Source organism: Allgaiera indica (assembly GCF_900106675.1).
In the GTDB taxonomy this organism is placed as follows: Bacteria; Pseudomonadota; Alphaproteobacteria; order Rhodobacterales; family Rhodobacteraceae; genus Acidimangrovimonas; species Acidimangrovimonas indica.
Map to the genome: position 1 here is coordinate 63129 of NZ_FNOB01000005.1, position 14435 is coordinate 77563.

The 14435-nt window shown below is 67.2% G+C and carries 15 protein-coding genes and 2 pseudogenes; 13 read left to right on the forward strand and 4 right to left on the reverse strand.

Features of this window, described 5'->3' with window-relative positions; all coding sequences use genetic code 11:
* The first annotated feature begins 238 nt into the window (after positions 1–238).
* The 6 genes from glpX (at position 239) to BLV97_RS05745 (ending at position 6406) form a co-directional block, all read left to right on the forward strand.
* Positions 239–1207: a class II fructose-bisphosphatase gene (glpX, locus tag BLV97_RS05720; RefSeq protein ID WP_035843450.1), complete on the forward strand. Its 969-nt coding sequence runs from the start codon at positions 239–241 to the stop codon at positions 1205–1207.
* The gene (locus BLV97_RS05725; RefSeq protein WP_035843447.1) at positions 1204–1755 is read left to right on the forward strand and encodes a cysteine hydrolase family protein; all 552 of its coding nucleotides are present in this window, start codon (positions 1204–1206) and stop codon (positions 1753–1755) included. The genes glpX and BLV97_RS05725 overlap by 4 nt, the downstream gene beginning before the upstream one ends.
* A 60-nt stretch (positions 1756–1815) precedes the next feature.
* The gene (locus tag BLV97_RS05730; RefSeq protein WP_035843445.1) at positions 1816–2916 is read left to right on the forward strand and encodes an alpha/beta hydrolase family protein; all 1101 of its coding nucleotides are present in this window, start codon (positions 1816–1818) and stop codon (positions 2914–2916) included.
* 105 nt (positions 2917–3021) lie between these two features.
* Positions 3022–4851, forward strand: coding sequence for a M3 family oligoendopeptidase (locus tag BLV97_RS05735; protein ID WP_035843444.1), 1830 nt, complete (start codon positions 3022–3024; stop codon positions 4849–4851).
* Positions 4852–5000: 149 nt separating this feature from the next.
* Complete coding sequence (locus tag BLV97_RS05740; protein WP_035843443.1) at positions 5001–5912, forward strand: pirin family protein; 912 nt, start codon at positions 5001–5003, stop codon at positions 5910–5912.
* Between the two features lie 143 nt (positions 5913–6055).
* Positions 6056–6406 (forward strand): GNAT family N-acetyltransferase, encoded by a 351-nt coding sequence (locus BLV97_RS05745; RefSeq protein ID WP_081825083.1) that lies wholly within the window; start codon positions 6056–6058, stop codon positions 6404–6406.
* A 123-nt stretch (positions 6407–6529) separates the two neighbouring features.
* On the opposite strand, the gene BLV97_RS05750 is transcribed toward BLV97_RS05745, so the two are convergent.
* The 3 genes from BLV97_RS05750 to BLV97_RS05760 form a co-directional block, all read right to left on the reverse strand.
* Entirely contained in the window at positions 6530–6982 is a 453-nt protein-coding gene (locus BLV97_RS05750; protein WP_035843441.1) for a GFA family protein, read from the reverse strand.
* A gap of 150 nt (positions 6983–7132) precedes the next feature.
* Positions 7133–7372 (reverse strand): phosphoribosylformylglycinamidine synthase subunit PurS, encoded by a 240-nt coding sequence (gene purS / locus BLV97_RS05755; RefSeq protein ID WP_035843439.1) that lies wholly within the window; start codon positions 7370–7372, stop codon positions 7133–7135.
* A gap of 10 nt (positions 7373–7382) precedes the next feature.
* Entirely contained in the window at positions 7383–8144 is a 762-nt protein-coding gene (locus BLV97_RS05760) for a phosphoribosylaminoimidazolesuccinocarboxamide synthase (RefSeq protein ID WP_035843436.1), read from the reverse strand.
* A gap of 342 nt (positions 8145–8486) precedes the next feature.
* Between BLV97_RS05760 and BLV97_RS05765 the strand changes: the two genes are divergently transcribed.
* Together BLV97_RS05765 and bmt are read left to right on the forward strand one after the other, a co-directional pair.
* Entirely contained in the window at positions 8487–8801 is a 315-nt protein-coding gene (locus tag BLV97_RS05765; RefSeq protein ID WP_035843434.1) for a DUF1476 domain-containing protein, read from the forward strand.
* A gap of 326 nt (positions 8802–9127) precedes the next feature.
* Positions 9128–10141 (forward strand): betaine--homocysteine S-methyltransferase, encoded by a 1014-nt coding sequence (gene bmt, locus BLV97_RS05770; RefSeq protein ID WP_035843432.1) that lies wholly within the window; start codon positions 9128–9130, stop codon positions 10139–10141.
* Between the two features lie 104 nt (positions 10142–10245).
* Here the strand turns inward: bmt and BLV97_RS05775 are convergent, their stop codons facing one another.
* Positions 10246–11364, reverse strand: a complete 1119-nt coding sequence (locus BLV97_RS05775; RefSeq protein WP_081825089.1) for a PA0069 family radical SAM protein — start codon at positions 11362–11364, stop codon at positions 10246–10248.
* 155 nt (positions 11365–11519) lie between these two features.
* Between BLV97_RS05775 and BLV97_RS05780 the strand changes: the two genes are divergently transcribed.
* The 5 genes and pseudogenes from BLV97_RS05780 to BLV97_RS21520 form a co-directional block, all read left to right on the forward strand.
* Positions 11520–12215, forward strand: a complete 696-nt coding sequence (locus BLV97_RS05780) for a corrinoid protein (RefSeq protein WP_035843430.1) — start codon at positions 11520–11522, stop codon at positions 12213–12215.
* A 99-nt stretch (positions 12216–12314) separates the two neighbouring features.
* Positions 12315–12482, forward strand: coding sequence for a hypothetical protein (locus BLV97_RS21150; protein WP_160169185.1), 168 nt, complete (start codon positions 12315–12317; stop codon positions 12480–12482).
* Entirely contained in the window at positions 12479–13114 is a 636-nt protein-coding gene (locus BLV97_RS05785; protein WP_035843428.1) for a DUF1638 domain-containing protein, read from the forward strand. The genes BLV97_RS21150 and BLV97_RS05785 overlap by 4 nt, the downstream gene beginning before the upstream one ends.
* A 203-nt stretch (positions 13115–13317) precedes the next feature.
* Positions 13318–13848 (forward strand): annotated as a pseudogene (locus tag BLV97_RS05790) (tyrosine-type recombinase/integrase); the annotation flags it as partial.
* A pseudogene (locus tag BLV97_RS21520) lies at positions 13841–14401 on the forward strand (transposase); the annotation flags it as partial. The pseudogenes BLV97_RS05790 and BLV97_RS21520, both read left to right, overlap by 8 nt.
* Positions 14402–14435 lie beyond the last annotated feature (34 nt).

Genomic DNA, 14435 nt, shown 5'->3' on the forward strand with positions numbered 1-14435 from the left:
CTCCAACTCAAGTTGCGACCAAACTAGCCCCGACCGCCACGGGGCGCAAGCTCTGGCAACGGGGTGGCGCCCGATCTGCGCCGCCCTTGCGCCCCTGCCCGCGCGCGCCCTTTGCCAACCCGCCGCCCCGCCCCGTCATGGGCCTGTAGCAGATTTCCGTTAGCGTTACCGTCGTTGCCCGCCGCCCGTGCTCGGGCTAGGACGGGACCGACCCAATTGCGCACGAAGGACCCAAGCCATGGCCGATCCCGATATCTTCAACGACCGCATGCTGTCCCTGGGCCTCGCGCGGGTGTCCGAGGCGGCGGCCGTGGCCTCGGCCCGCCTGGTGGGTCGCGGCGACGAGAAGGCCGCCGACCAGGCCGCGGTGAACGCGATGCGCGATCAGCTCAACCAGCTTGACATCGCCGGCACAGTGGTCATCGGCGAGGGCGAACGCGACGAGGCCCCGATGCTGTACATCGGCGAAGAGGTCGGCACCGGCAACGGCCCGGCGGTGGACATCGCGCTGGACCCGCTGGAAGGCACGACGCTGACCGCCAAGGACATGCCCAACGCGCTGACGGTGATCGCGATGGGACCGCAGGGCTCGATGCTGCACGCGCCCGATGTCTACATGGAAAAGCTTGCCATCGGGCCGGGCTATGCGCCGGGCACCGTCGGTCTGGACATGCCCCCGGCGGAACGGGTGCGGGCGCTGGCGAAAGCCAAGGGTTGCGACGCGCAGGACATCACCGTGTGCATCCTGGAACGTCCCCGGCATCAGGAGATGATCGCCGAGGTCCGCACCACCGGCGCGGCGATCCGGCTGATCACCGATGGCGACGTGGCCGGCGTGATTCATTGCGCCGAGGCGGCAGTGACCGGGATCGACATGTACATGGGCTCGGGCGGGGCGCCCGAGGGGGTGCTGGCGGCGGCGGCGCTGAAATGCATGGGCGGGCAAATCTTCGGCAAGCTCCTGTTTCGCAACGATGACGAACGCGGCCGTGCGGCGCGCGCCGGGATCGAGGATTTCAACCGCATCTATACCCGCGACGAGCTGGTCACCAAGGACGTGATCTTCGCGGCCACCGGGGTCACCGACGGCTCCTTGGTACGCGGATTGAAGCGCGAACCGGGCTGGGTGACGACCGAAACCCTTCTGATGCGCTCGAAAACCGGGTCTGTGCGGCGGATGATCTACCGCACGCCGGTGGACAAGTGAGCCAGGCCGCACTGATCTTGATCGACATCCAGCGCGGGTTCGACGATCCGCGCTGGGGCGCGCGCAACAACCCGGGCGCAGAGGCGGCGGCGGGCAGGCTGCTGGCGCGCTGGCGGGCGGCCGGGGCGCCGCTGGTCCATATCCGCCATGTCAGCCTTTCGCCGGGCAGCCCACTGGGGCCCGGCCCGGGCGCGGCGTTCAAACCCGAGGTCGCCCCCCTGCCCGGCGAGACGATCATCGAGAAATCCGTGAATTCGGCCTTCATCGGCACCCCGCTGGAGGCCCATCTGCGCGGCCTCGGCGTCACACGGCTGGTGGTCTGCGGGCTGACCACGCCGCATTGCGTCTCGACCACCTGCCGGATGGCCGCCAACCTCGGCTTTGGCGTGGTCCTGGCCCATGACGCCTGCGCGGCCTATGACACCAGCGCCGATTGTTCCTGGGGCGGCGCGGCGCCGATGCCCGCCGAGGCGATCCATGCCAGCGCCGTCTCGCATCTGCATGGAGAGTTCGTCACCGCCCGCGCGGCGGATGAAATCGCGGCTTGACCAGAACCACGCGCTGGGTTTCAACCGGATTGGCGCCGTCGCGCCCGACCGGAGTCAGACATGAAAGTCCCGCTTCCCGCCCTGGTCTTCGGTGCCCTGTTGCCGGCCCTGGGATTGGCCCCCCTGGGCGCGCGAAGCGACACCGTCCCCGCCCCCGCCACCGCTCCGGCCGAGAACCCCGCGACCTCGGGCAGTTCGATCGTGGTGCCGGTGGGTGTGTTCACGGCGACCTATACCGATGCGGTGACCGGGCGGCAGATCGACCTGACGCTGTGGTATCCCGCCACCGGCCCGGGCACGCCGGTGACCATCGGCGGCAATGCGGTGTTCGAGGGCACCTCGGGCGAGCGCGGCGCACCGATCCCGCCGGGCCGCCACCCGCTGGTGGTGCTGTCGCATGGTGGGCTGCGGTCGTCATCGAACAACGGCGCCTGGTTGGCGAAACGGCTGGCGCGGGCGGGCTATGTCGTGGTCGCCGAACATGGGCCGATGCTGGGACCGAAGGATGCCCAGCTGGCGATCGAGGAGATCGCCAACCGCGCCCGCGACCTCAGCGGCGCGCTGAACGCGATCCTGGCCAATCCCGATTGGGACAAGAGCATCGCCGAGAACAAGATCGCGGCGGTGGGCCTGTTCCTGGGCGGCACCGCTGCGCTGTCGGTGGCGGGGGGACGCATCGATCCGGCCGCCTTCGCGCAAAGCTGCGACAAGGGCGGCCCCGGCATGGATTGCCCCTGGCTGAAAGCCGGTGGCATGGATCTTCACAGCGCCGATCTGACCCCACTGACCAAGCTGCGCCGCGATCCGCGGATCGGCTTCGCGATCGCGGTCGCGCCCGAATACGCGGCCAGCTTCGACGCCGACAGCCTGGCGAAGGCGCCGGTGCCGGTCGCGATCGTCGATCTGGGCAAGCCAGGCAGCAACCCCAAGGGGATGCAGGGCGCGGCCCTGAAAGGCGCCGGCGCCAATGTCAGCTATACCGACCTGCCGGGCGTAAGCCGCTATGACACCTTTCCCCAATGCACCCCCAAGGGTGGCGCGATCTTGAAGGATTCGGGCAGCGACGCGCCGATCTGCGGCGACAGCGGCAAGGCCCGCAGCGCCGCCCATGCCGCGCTGGCCCAGGCGCTGGTCAATCTTCTGGAAGTGCAGTTCCACTAGCCCCCCCGGCCCCGCGCCATCCGAAACGCCCGGATTTCCCCGCCCCGCCTTGAACCCCGGGGGGCTTCGCGCCTAGATGAAGGACGAACCGTAAAGAGGAACGCCATGACCCTGCCCCTGTCCCGCCCCGCCTTCGACGCCGAGCCCAAGGGGGCCAAGGCCCTGGGCACCCTGCCCGACTGGGATCTGAGCGACCTTTACGCCGCCCCCGACGCGCCCGAATTCTCCCGCGATCTGGCTTGGCTGGAAACCGAATGCGCCGCCTTCGCCGCCAGCTACGAGGGTAAGCTGGCCGATCTGGACGCGGCCGCCATGCTTGATTGTGTCAGGCGCTATGAACGTATCGACGTGGTCGCCGGGCGGATCATGTCCTTCGCGGGGCTGCGCTATTACCAGAACACCACCGATCCCTCGCGCGCCAAGTTCATGGGCGACGCGCAGCAGAAGGTGACCGATTACACCACGCCGCTGGTGTTCTTCGGGTTGGAATTCAACCGCCTCGACGAGGCCCACCTGGGGAACCTTCTGGCGGCCAATGCCGATCTGGCCCGCTACCGGCCGGTGTTCGACCGCATGCGCGCGCTGCGCCCCTATCAGCTGTCCGATGAGCTGGAAAAATTCCTGCATGATCAATCCTCGGTCGGCGCCTCGGCCTGGAACAAGCTGTTCGACGAAACCCTGGCCGGTCTGACCTTCGAGGTCGCGGGCGAGGACGAGGCCCTGAACCTGGAAGCCACGCTGAACCTCTTGACCGACAGCGACCGCGCGAAGCGCGAGGCCGGCGCGCGGGCATTGGCGGGCGTGTTCGAAGGGAACCTCAAGCTGTTTTCGCGGGTCCACAACACGCTGGCCAAGGAAAAGGAGATCGAGGACCGCTGGCGCAAGATGCCCACCGCCCAGACCGCGCGGCACCTGTCGAACCATGTCGAGCCCGAGGTCGTCGAGGCGCTGCGCGATGCCGTGGTGGCGGCCTACCCCAAGCTTTCGCACCGCTATTACCGGCTGAAGGCGAAATGGCTGGGGCTGGAGAAGCTGGAAATCTGGGACCGCAACGCGCCGCTGCCCACCGAGGCGCCGAAGACGGTGGCCTGGGACGAGGCGAAGGATACGGTTCTGACCGCCTATTCCGCCTTCGATCCGCGCATGGCCGAGATCGCCCGGCCGTTCTTCGACAAGGGCTGGATCGACGCTGCGGTGAAGCCAGGCAAGGCCCCCGGCGCCTTCGCTCATCCCACCGTGACCGAGGTGCATCCCTATGTGATGCTGAACTATCTGGGCAAGCCGCGCGACGTGATGACCCTGGCGCATGAGCTGGGCCATGGCGTGCATCAGGTGCTGGCCGCCGGACAGGGAGAGCTTCTGTCCTCGACGCCGCTGACCCTGGCCGAGACCGCCAGCGTCTTCGGCGAGATGCTGACCTTCCGCAAGCTTCTGGAAGGCGCCAGGACCCAAGCCGAGAAGAAGACCCTGCTGGCCGGCAAGGTCGAGGACATGATCAACACGGTGGTGCGCCAGATCGCCTTCTACGATTTCGAATGCAAGCTGCACGCCGCGCGCCGCGAAGGAGAGCTGACCCCCGACGACATCAACGCGCTGTGGATGTCGATCCAGGCCGAGAGCCTGGGCGACGCGTTCAATTTCATGGACGGGTATGAAACCTTCTGGGCCTATGTGCCGCATTTCGTCCATTCGCCCTTCTACGTCTACGCCTATGCCTTCGGCGACGGGCTGGTGAACGCGCTTTACGCCGTCTATGCCGAGGGCGACGCGGGCTTTCAGGAGAAGTATTTCGAGATGCTGAAAGCCGGCGGATCGAAGCACCACAAGGAATTGCTGGCCCCCTTCGGCCTAGACGCGTCCGACCCGAAGTTCTGGGACAAGGGGCTGAGCATGATCGCCGGCTTCATCGACGAGCTGGAGGCAATGGAGGACTGATCCTCCGCGCCTCGGCCTTTCCGGCCGGGGCTGTGACCCGCCGCACAGGATCTGCGCGCGCCCGGGGCTTGAGCGGCGCACGCCCCGCGCCCATCTTCGCCGCAAGGGTTCCGGCCGCTTTCCGGCCGGGCCATCAAGGAGACGCGCCGATGTCGATCAGACCGATTTCATACCAGACCACCGCCCACCCGACGCTGGAGGGCGCGGGCGTCCACCTGCACCGCGCCTTCGGCTTCGACAATCCCGACCGGATGGATCCGTTCCTGCTGTTCGACGATTTCCGCAACGACCGCCCCGAGGATTTCCGCGCGGGTTTCCCCTGGCACCCGCATCGCGGCATCGAGACGATCACCTATGTGCTTTCCGGCACGGTGGACCATGGCGACAGCCTGGGCAACGCGGGCTCGCTGGGCGCGGGCGATGTGCAGTGGATGACCGCCGGGTCGGGCATCCTGCATCAGGAGATGCCCAAGGGCAACGCGCAGGGCCAGATGCACGGCTTCCAGCTATGGGCCAACCTGCCCTCCGGCCTGAAGATGACCGCGCCGCGCTATCAGGACGTGCGCGGCACCGACATCCCCGAGGTGATCGACGACGACGGCACGCGGGTGAAGGTGGTGGTGGGTGCGTTCTGGGGCAAGCGCGGCCCGGTCGATGGCATTGCCGCCGACCCGCAATATCTGGACATCTTCGTGCCTGCCGGGGTGAAGAAGACCTTCCCGGTCGACACTTACCGGCGCGCCTTCGCCTATGTGTTCGAGGGTGCGGGCGCCTTTGCCGATGCGTCACAGCCAAAGGGCGTGCTGCTGGAGAAGGAGGTGATGGGCCAGGAGGTGAACATCCGCGACCTGTCGGGCAACCGCACGCTGATCCAGTTCGGCACCGGCGACGAGGTGACGGTGCAGGCAGGGCCCGAAGGGGTGCGCTTCCTGCTGGTGTCCGGCGCGCCGATCCAGGAGCCGATCGCCTGGCACGGGCCGATCGTGATGAACACCCAGGCCGAGCTGATGCAGGCGGTGGCGGAACTGCGCAACGGGACCTTCATCAAGCCGGCGCATTGATCTGAAACGCGGCAAGGGGCGTTGAAAGGACCCCTTTCGCCGGATGAGGGACGGAGGGCAACGGGCGGCCGCGCTTTGCCCATTGAAGACGCTGCGCGGGGTCCTAACGTTGTGCGGATTGGAACAGGCTATCCGGGCACATCATGATTAGAAGGGCAGCCACGGGTGATGAGGCCAACATTCGGGCCTGCACAGAGCAGGCCTATGACCGCTACGTTGCGACCATCGGTCGAAAGCCCGCGCCGATGGTCGCAGACTATGCAGCGCAGATCGCCGCAGGCGACGCGCATGTCGCGATCGACGAACAAGGGGCAATCCTCGGCTTCATGGTCTTCTTTCAGGAAGCAAACTACATGATGCTAGAGAACGTGGCGGTTCTTCCCCGCGCCGCCGGTCAGGGCGTGGGCAGGGCGCTTGTCGAATACTGCGAAGATGCGGCGCGCCGAAACGGGCTGGCATCGGTGCGCCTCTACACGAACGGAGGACGGCTTTGATCGCGTCTACTTCGAGAAGCCATTGCAATAGCCACCCCGCCGGGGGGTACTGCCGCATCGCCGTATGAGCGAACGACAGTTCCCGCGTCGTGGAGCGCGCCCGTTCTCGCGCGCCCGGCGCGATCACTGCTTCGCGTAGGCGTCCATGAGCGCCTGCAAGTCTTCCGCTGTCTGCGGAAACCTGGCGAAGCTAAATGCCGCCGGGACCTGCGCCCATGGCATCTTGTCCTCGGTCATCAACTCGACGAAGGGTGTGAAGGCCGCCGCGTTCTCTAGCACGCTGGTCCGAAGATTGACGCGCTGATCGGCGCCAGTGATCTCGGAAAAGATGAAATTCAGGCATGACTTGCAGAAGAAATGCCGCCGCCCGTGAGAGCAGAGACCGCCCCGGATCACCTCGCCCGTGAGAAAGAAGCCATCCATCGGGAACATCGTGGTCAGGGAATAGGCGCTTGCCGTCAGCTTCTGACAGTCGCGGCAATGGCACGCGAGCGTCAGAAGCGGGGGCGCGGTCACGCGGACCCGCACCGCCCCGCACAGGCAGGCGCCCTCGAAGGGAGGCTTGGGAGGCGTCATCGTCGGCCCTTCCTTTGTCCGTGATCACCCGCGGATGCCGCAAGCCTGGACCGAAACACCCGATGGCGGAAAGATCTGCGCCGCCGACACCCCGGGGCTATGCCTTCCAGCCCTCGCCACGGGCATGACCTCAGAGGTGCCGCACCAGCCTCAGACGATCTCGATGTCGTATTTCTCGATCACGGTGTTGGCCAGCAGCTTCTCGCACATCCGGGCGACCTCGGCCTCGGCGGCGGCGCGGTCGGTGGCGGTCAGGTCCAGCTCGATCACCTTGCCCTGACGCACGGCCTCGACGCCGGTGAAGCCCAGCGTGCCAAGGGCGTGTTTCACCGCCTCGCCCTGGGGGTCCAGAACCCCCGTCTTCAGCATCACATGCACCCGCGCTTTCATCACCCGTCCCTCAGTTGATCAGTGTCGGTTTCGTCGAATGGGTCACATTGGTGGGCAGCACGCCCAGCCGCCGCGCCACCTCGGCATGGGCTTCGGACAGAAGCGACGGATCCGCGGCCCCCGCATCCTTGCCGAAACGCTCGCCGGTGCGCATGTCCCACAGCCGGCACGAATCCGGGCTGATCTCGTCCGCGACGATCAGGCGCTGGAAATCGCCTTCCCAGATGCGGCCCACCTCGATGCGGAAATCCACCAGACGGATGCCCACGCCCATCATCACGCCCGACAGGAAATCGTTCACCCGCAGCGCCAGCGCCACCATGTCATCCAGGTCCTGCTGCCCGGCCCAGCCGAAGGCGATGACGTGTTCCTCGGTCACCAGCGGATCGCCCAGTGCCTCGTCCTTGTAGTAGAACTCGACGATCGGGCGCGGCAGGGCGGTGCCCTCGGCGATGCCCAGCCGTTCGGTCATCGCACCGGCGGCGAAGTTGCGCACCACCACCGCAAGCGGGATGATCTCGACCGCGCGGATCAGCTGCTCGCGCATGTTGATGCGGCGGATGAAATGCGTGGGCACGCCGATCGCGTTCAGACCGGTCATGAAGAATTCAGACAGGCGGTTGTTCAACACGCCCCGGCCCTCGACGATGTCCGGGCCGCCGGCCTCGGCCACCATGCCCTCGTCCTTGAAATACTGCACCAGGGTGCCCGGCTCGGGGCCTTCGTACAGGATCTTGGCCTTGCCCTCGTAGATCTTCTTGCGCCGTGCCATGGGCCCTCCGGGGATGCGCGAAAAGGGTGCCGACGCGCGATCGGCCCCAACCCTGCCTGCCCTATAGTCGAGCCGCGCCGCTGCCGCAAGGCAAAGCCCGCGGGGCCGGATCCGGAGGCCGCGATACCGGGGCCCGGCGGCTTGCGTCCCCCCAGGCCTTGGCCCAGATCCGACCCGTCCAGGCGCACAGGGCGCCGAATGCTTGCGCGGGCGTGGCCGTTCCCTCGCCCCGGCGCCGGGCAATCTGACCCACCCCCTCTGGCGGGTCTTGCGATAGCGCGGCCGTGGGGGCATATCAGAAAGTATAGGGTCATGTGACCCGCCAGATCCGAGAGGCCCCTGATGACCACATTCGACGACCGCGAAAACGCCTTTGAGAGCAAATACGCCCACGACGCCGAGATGCAGTTCAAGGCCGAGGCGCGGCGCAACAAGCTGCTCGGCCTCTGGGCCGCCGAAAAGCTGGGGATGAGCGGCGCCGAGGCCGACGAATATGCCCTGAGCGTGATCCGCGCCGATTTCCAGGAACCGGGGCACGAGGACGTGGTGCGCAAGCTGGTCGAGGATCTGGGCGGCAGGTCCAACGTTTCCGAGATCCGCCTGAAGATGGCAGAGTTCCTGTCCGTCGCCAAGGCGCAGCTGGTCACCGAGAACTGAATCCGGCACCGCCGGCCGGCGGCCGGGCAATGGGCGCCGGGCCGTTGGCATCAGGTCGTGGGCGCCGGGTCATCGGCGCCGGGTCGGGCGGGCCGGGTCGTGGGCTCCGGGTTGTGGGCGCCGGGGAATGGGCGCCGGGGAATGGGCGCCGGGCCGGGCGTGACGTGGCGGACGGGACGGCAACTTGTGGCCGCCCACATGATCTTCATGTGTAATATCCATTTGCCCCGGGCTGCCCGGCATGGCACACCCGGCCCGGCGCCAACGGCCCGGCCGCCGGCGCCGACCGATCGGCCCAGACCGCCCCAGACCCAAGGGAGACCCCGATGAGCGACCTTCTGTCCAAGCTGCTAAGCACGCGGGACTGGCTGATGGCCGACGGTGCCACGGGCACCAACCTGTTCAACATGGGCCTTGGATCGGGCGAGCCGCCGGAATTGTGGAATATCGACAAGCCCGACAACATCCGCAAGCTTTACAAGGGGGCGGTCGACGCGGGCTCGGACATCTTCCTGACCAATTCCTTCGGCGGCAACGCCGCGCGGCTGAAGCTGCACGACGCCCAGGGCCGGGTGCGGGAACTGAACCGCGTCGCCGCCGAACTGGGCCGCGAGGTGGCCGATGCCGCCGGACGGCCGGTGGTGGTGGCCGGCTCGATCGGCCCGACCGGCGAGATCATGGCGCCGATGGGCAATCTGACCCATGCGCTGGCGGTCGAGATGTTCCACGAACAGGCCGAGGGGCTGAAGGCCGGGGGTGTCGACGTGCTGTGGGTCGAGACGATCTCGGCCGCCGAGGAGTACAAGGCCGCGGCCGAAGCGGCGCGGCTGGCGGGCATGCCCTGGTGCGGAACGATGAGCTTCGACACCGCCGGGCGCACGATGATGGGGGTGACCTCGGCCTCGATGGCCGCGATGGTCGACGCGCTGGACAATCCGCCGCTGGCCTTCGGCGCCAATTGCGGTGTCGGCGCGTCGGACCTGATGCGCACGGTGCTGGGCTTCACCGCCCAGGGAACCGAGCGGCCGATCATCGCCAAGGGCAATGCCGGCATCCCGAAATACCACGACGGCCATATCCATTACGACGGAACGCCCGAGCTGATGGGCAAATATGCGGTGCTGGCGCGCGACGCGGGCGCGCGCATCATCGGCGGCTGCTGCGGCACCATGCCCGAGCATCTGGAGGCGATGCACCGCGCGCTGGTCGAGACGCCCCCGGGACCGCGCCCCACCCTGGACACCATTGCCGCGACGCTGGGGGGGTTTTCCTCGGCCTCGGACGGGACCGGGGACGAGGTCGGGCCGTCGCGCGAAAGACGCGGGCGGCGGCGGAGCTGAGGCGCAACGGGCGGGGGGCTGTCTGCCCCCCGCGTCCCCCCGAGAGTATTTTTGCCAAGATGAAGGAGGATCGGTGCCGCCGGGGCGCCGACGGTGCGGCCATGTCACAAACCGAGGCTCAACTGATCGCCGGGGCGCGGGGGCGGCGCGAAGAGGTCGCGGCGCAGCGGTGCGAGCTTGCCGTCAAGGCCAAGCCGTCGGGTGGCCCGGTCGAAGCGCTGGGCGGCGAGATCGGCCCAGACCCCCTGCCCGCGCATCCGCTGGCCCCATTGCGGATCGTAGTCCTGGCCGCCGTGCAGGTCGCGCACCCGTCCCATCACCCGCGCGGCCCGGTCGGGGTAGTGCGTGGCCAGCCAGTCGCGAAACAGCGCCGAGACCTCACGCGGGAGGCGCAGCATGATCCAGCTTGCCGCGCGGGCGCCGGCGTCGCGGGCGGCGGTCAGGATCGCCTCGGTTTCGGCATCGGTCAGGCCCGGCACCACCGGCGCCACCATCACCCGCACCGGAACCCCGGCCTCGGCCAGCCGCGCGATCACCTGCAGGCGGCGGGCCGGGCGCGGCGCGCGCGGCTCCAATTTGCGGCTCAGGCCGTCGTCCAGCGTCGTGATCGAGATGCCGACATGCAAGAGGCCCTGCGCCGCCATTGGCGCCAGCAGGTCGAGATCACGTTCGATCAGCGCGCCCTTGGTGACGATCGTCACCGGGTGGCGGAAGGCGGCAAGCACCTCCAGCAGTTCACGCATCACCCGATACTCGGCCTCGATCGGCTGATAAGGATCGGTATTGGTGCCGATCGCCACCGGTGCCGCGCTGTAGCCGGGTTTGCGCAGCTCGCGTTCCAGCACCGCGCCCAGTCCGGGGCGGGCGATCAGCCGGGTTTCGAAATCCAGCCCGGGAGAGAGGTTCAGATAGGCGTGGGTGGGACGCGCGAAGCAATAGATGCAGCCGTGCTCGCACCCGCGGTAGGGGTTGATCGAGCGATCGAAGGCAATGTCGGGAGAGGTATTGCGGCGCAGCGCCGAGCGCGGGGTTTCCTGCCGGACCTCGGTGCGCAGCACCCGGGCTTCGAGGGTCAGATCCCAGCCGTCGTCGAATACCTCGCGCCGGGTGGCCTCGAAGCGCCCGCAAGCATTCGACCCGGCACCACGGCCGCGGGCGTGCAGCCCAGAAGGCAGGCTGGTAGGCAGGCTGAGGGGCAGCTTGGCGCGCGCGTTGTCCGACATCGCGCCAGAATGGAACACACCATGAACATTTACAAGCCCCCGCGGCCGGCGTCCGGTGCCGCGGGTCGGAGAATGCGCGGGCTATGTCGCAATCCGGACAGTGCCCTGCGGGGAATGGACGCATGTAGACCGAAACACAGGCGCGGGAGTTAGCCATGGCCGATGACGACGACGAGATCATCCTGTCCGAGCTTGGGGATGACGAGCTTGTGCTGCAGATGCACGACGATCTTTACGATGGCCTCAAGGAAGAGATCGAGGAGGGTGTGAACATCCTGCTCGAACGCGATTGGGCGCCGTATGACGTGCTGACCAAGGCGCTTGTCGGCGGGATGAAGATCGTCGGCGACGACTTCCGCGACGGCATCCTCTTCGTGCCCGAGGTCCTGCTGGCGGCAAATGCGATGAAGGCGGGGATGTTCATCCTCAAGCCGCTTCTGGTCGAGACCGGCGCGCCGCGCATGGGCAAGATGGTGATCGGCACGGTGAAGGGCGACATCCACGACATCGGCAAGAACCTTGTGGCGATGATGATGGAGGGCGCGGGTTTCGAGGTCCTGGATCTGGGCATCAACAACTCGGTCGAGAAATACCTGGAAGCGCTGGAGGCCGAACGTCCCGATATCCTGGGCATGTCGGCGCTGCTGACCACGACCATGCCGTACATGAAGGTGGTGATCGACACGCTGAAGGAAAAGGGTATGCGCGACGATTACATCGTGCTGGTCGGCGGCGCCCCCCTGAACGAGGAATTCGGAAAGGCGATCGGCGCCGACGCCTATTGCCGCGATGCCGCGGTGGCGGTGGAAACCGCGAAAAGCTTTGTCGCGCGCAAGCACAACCAGACCTGACCGCCGGCCCCGACCGCTTCGCCCCGGCGTCTGCCTAGCGCGCCGGGGTTGTCATCTTGCCGCCCGGCCCCCAGATTCTTCGAAGAAAGGAGTTTCGCGATGTCAGCCTTCCGCTTCTCCTCGATCCTCATGCTGGTTTTCGCGGCCGCCGCCGCGACCCTCGGGGTGGCCTATTGGGTCCAGGGCGCCTTGGGGCTAGGGGGCGGTCTTTTCATTGCGATCGCGGCGCTTGTCTTCCTGCGCCTGGCCTTCGGGCGGGGCCGATGATCCCCGACGACCGCCACCTTGCGCAAGAGGGCCTCGCGCCCGCGCGCAAGGGCCGGATCCTGTTGCTTGCCTGCGGGGCGCTTGCGCATGAAATCCTGGCGCTGAAGCGCGCCAATGGCTGGGACCACATGGATCTGCACTGTCTGCCGGCCAATCTGCATCTGCGACCCGACCGCATCCCCACCGCCGTAGAGGCCGCGGTGACCGAGGCCAGGGGCCGGTACGAAACCATCTTCGTCGTCTATGCCGATTGCGGCACCGGCGGCCTTCTGGCGGCGAAATGCGCGGAACTGGGCGTCGAGATGATCCCCGGCCCGCATTGCTACGCCTTCTTCGAAGGCAACGCGGCCTTCGCGGCCCATGCGGAAGACGAGATCGCCGCCTTCTACCTGACCGATTTTCTGGTGCGCCAGTTCGATGCCTTCGTGTGGAAGCCCATGGGCCTCGACCGCCACCCGGAACTGCGCGACATGCTGTTTGGCAATTACGAAAAGCTCGTCTACCAGGCCCAGACCGACGATCCTTCCCTGGACGCCAAGGCCCGTGACGCGGCCCGCCGCCTCGGTCTTGCCTACGAGCGGCGGTTCACCGGCTATGGCGACCTTGCGACGGAACTGAAACGCCTCTCCTGAACCTCCAGCCCTTTGCAGAGAGCGGTGCACGTGAGAACCACGAAGGTTCGAAGCGCATGACTGCTCCGGACCCAGGGCCGAAGCCGCTCGCGCGGCATTGGCGCCTGTGGCTGGTGGTCCGCGATGATCTGAACGCTGTGCATTTGGGCCTGTCCGTTCTGTCCGACGATTGGGGTCGCTCAATTGTCAGACAGGAGGTTCGCATGGCGAAGGAGAGAACCACACTGCTTCGCGAGCGGATGATCGAAGGCATGCGTATCCGCGGGATGGGCGAGAAGGCCCAGCAGGCCCACATCCGGGCGATCAAGGACTTCGCGGGGTTCCTGAAGCGATCCCCTGATACGGCGACGCCGCAGGAGCTTCGCGCCTATCAGCTGTACATGACCGACGCCAGGATCACGCCGACCACGTTCAACGCGCGCATCGTGGCGCTGAGGTTCTTTTTCGGCATGACCTGCGGGCGCGAAGACATGAAGCGCTACATGCAGTTCCGCAGCCAACCACGGAAGCTGCCAGTCGTCTTCAGCGTCGAGGAGGGGTCCGATCCTCTGATGGCCGCGCCGGGGCCAGGTCTCAAGTACCGCGCGGCGCTCAGCATCTCCTACGGCGCCGGGCTCCGGGCGGCGGAGGTCTGCAACCTGAAGGTCAGCGACAGTGACCGGATGCTGATCCATGTCGAGCAGGGCAAGGGCCGCAAGGACCGCAAGGTCATGCTGCCGCCGGGGCTGCTGGACCAAGGCGCTCGGCGGCCATGTCGCCGCCCGCACGCGCTGCAGCCACAAGCGCATCGTCTGTAATTCCCGCAAGAACCGGCCTGACCCAAATGCCAGGGTGAGCCAATGGAACGCCAATGATCCGAGAGACATTGGCGAACGAAGCCGGCCTACGACCTGCTGCCCGCGCCTCGGCTGAGACGGTGCTGACCATTGCTGACGATCCGATGCGCCTTGGCGCAAAGGTCTGCCGGACGGCGGCCCTGCATGCCTGGGGCTCGGCGTCGTGCTGCAAGCACGCCTTGGGCGCGACGACCCACCATCCCCATGTCCGCATGTTCGTCCCCGGCGCGGGCTATCACTCGATGGCGCCCGCTGGGTCGCCTGCCGCCCCGGCTTCTTCCTGCATGTCCGGGTTCTCTCCCGCCTGTTCCGCGGCCTCTTTCTGTAGGGGCTGGCCACGCTCCATCGTACCGACAAGCTCACCTTCTTCGATGATCTCGCCGGGCTCGCCGAGCCCCAGACCTTCACCGCCTGGTTTGCCCCTCCCCGCAAGTCCGAATGGGTGGTCTATGGATAGTGTTGAAAAATTCGACCCGGATTTCCAA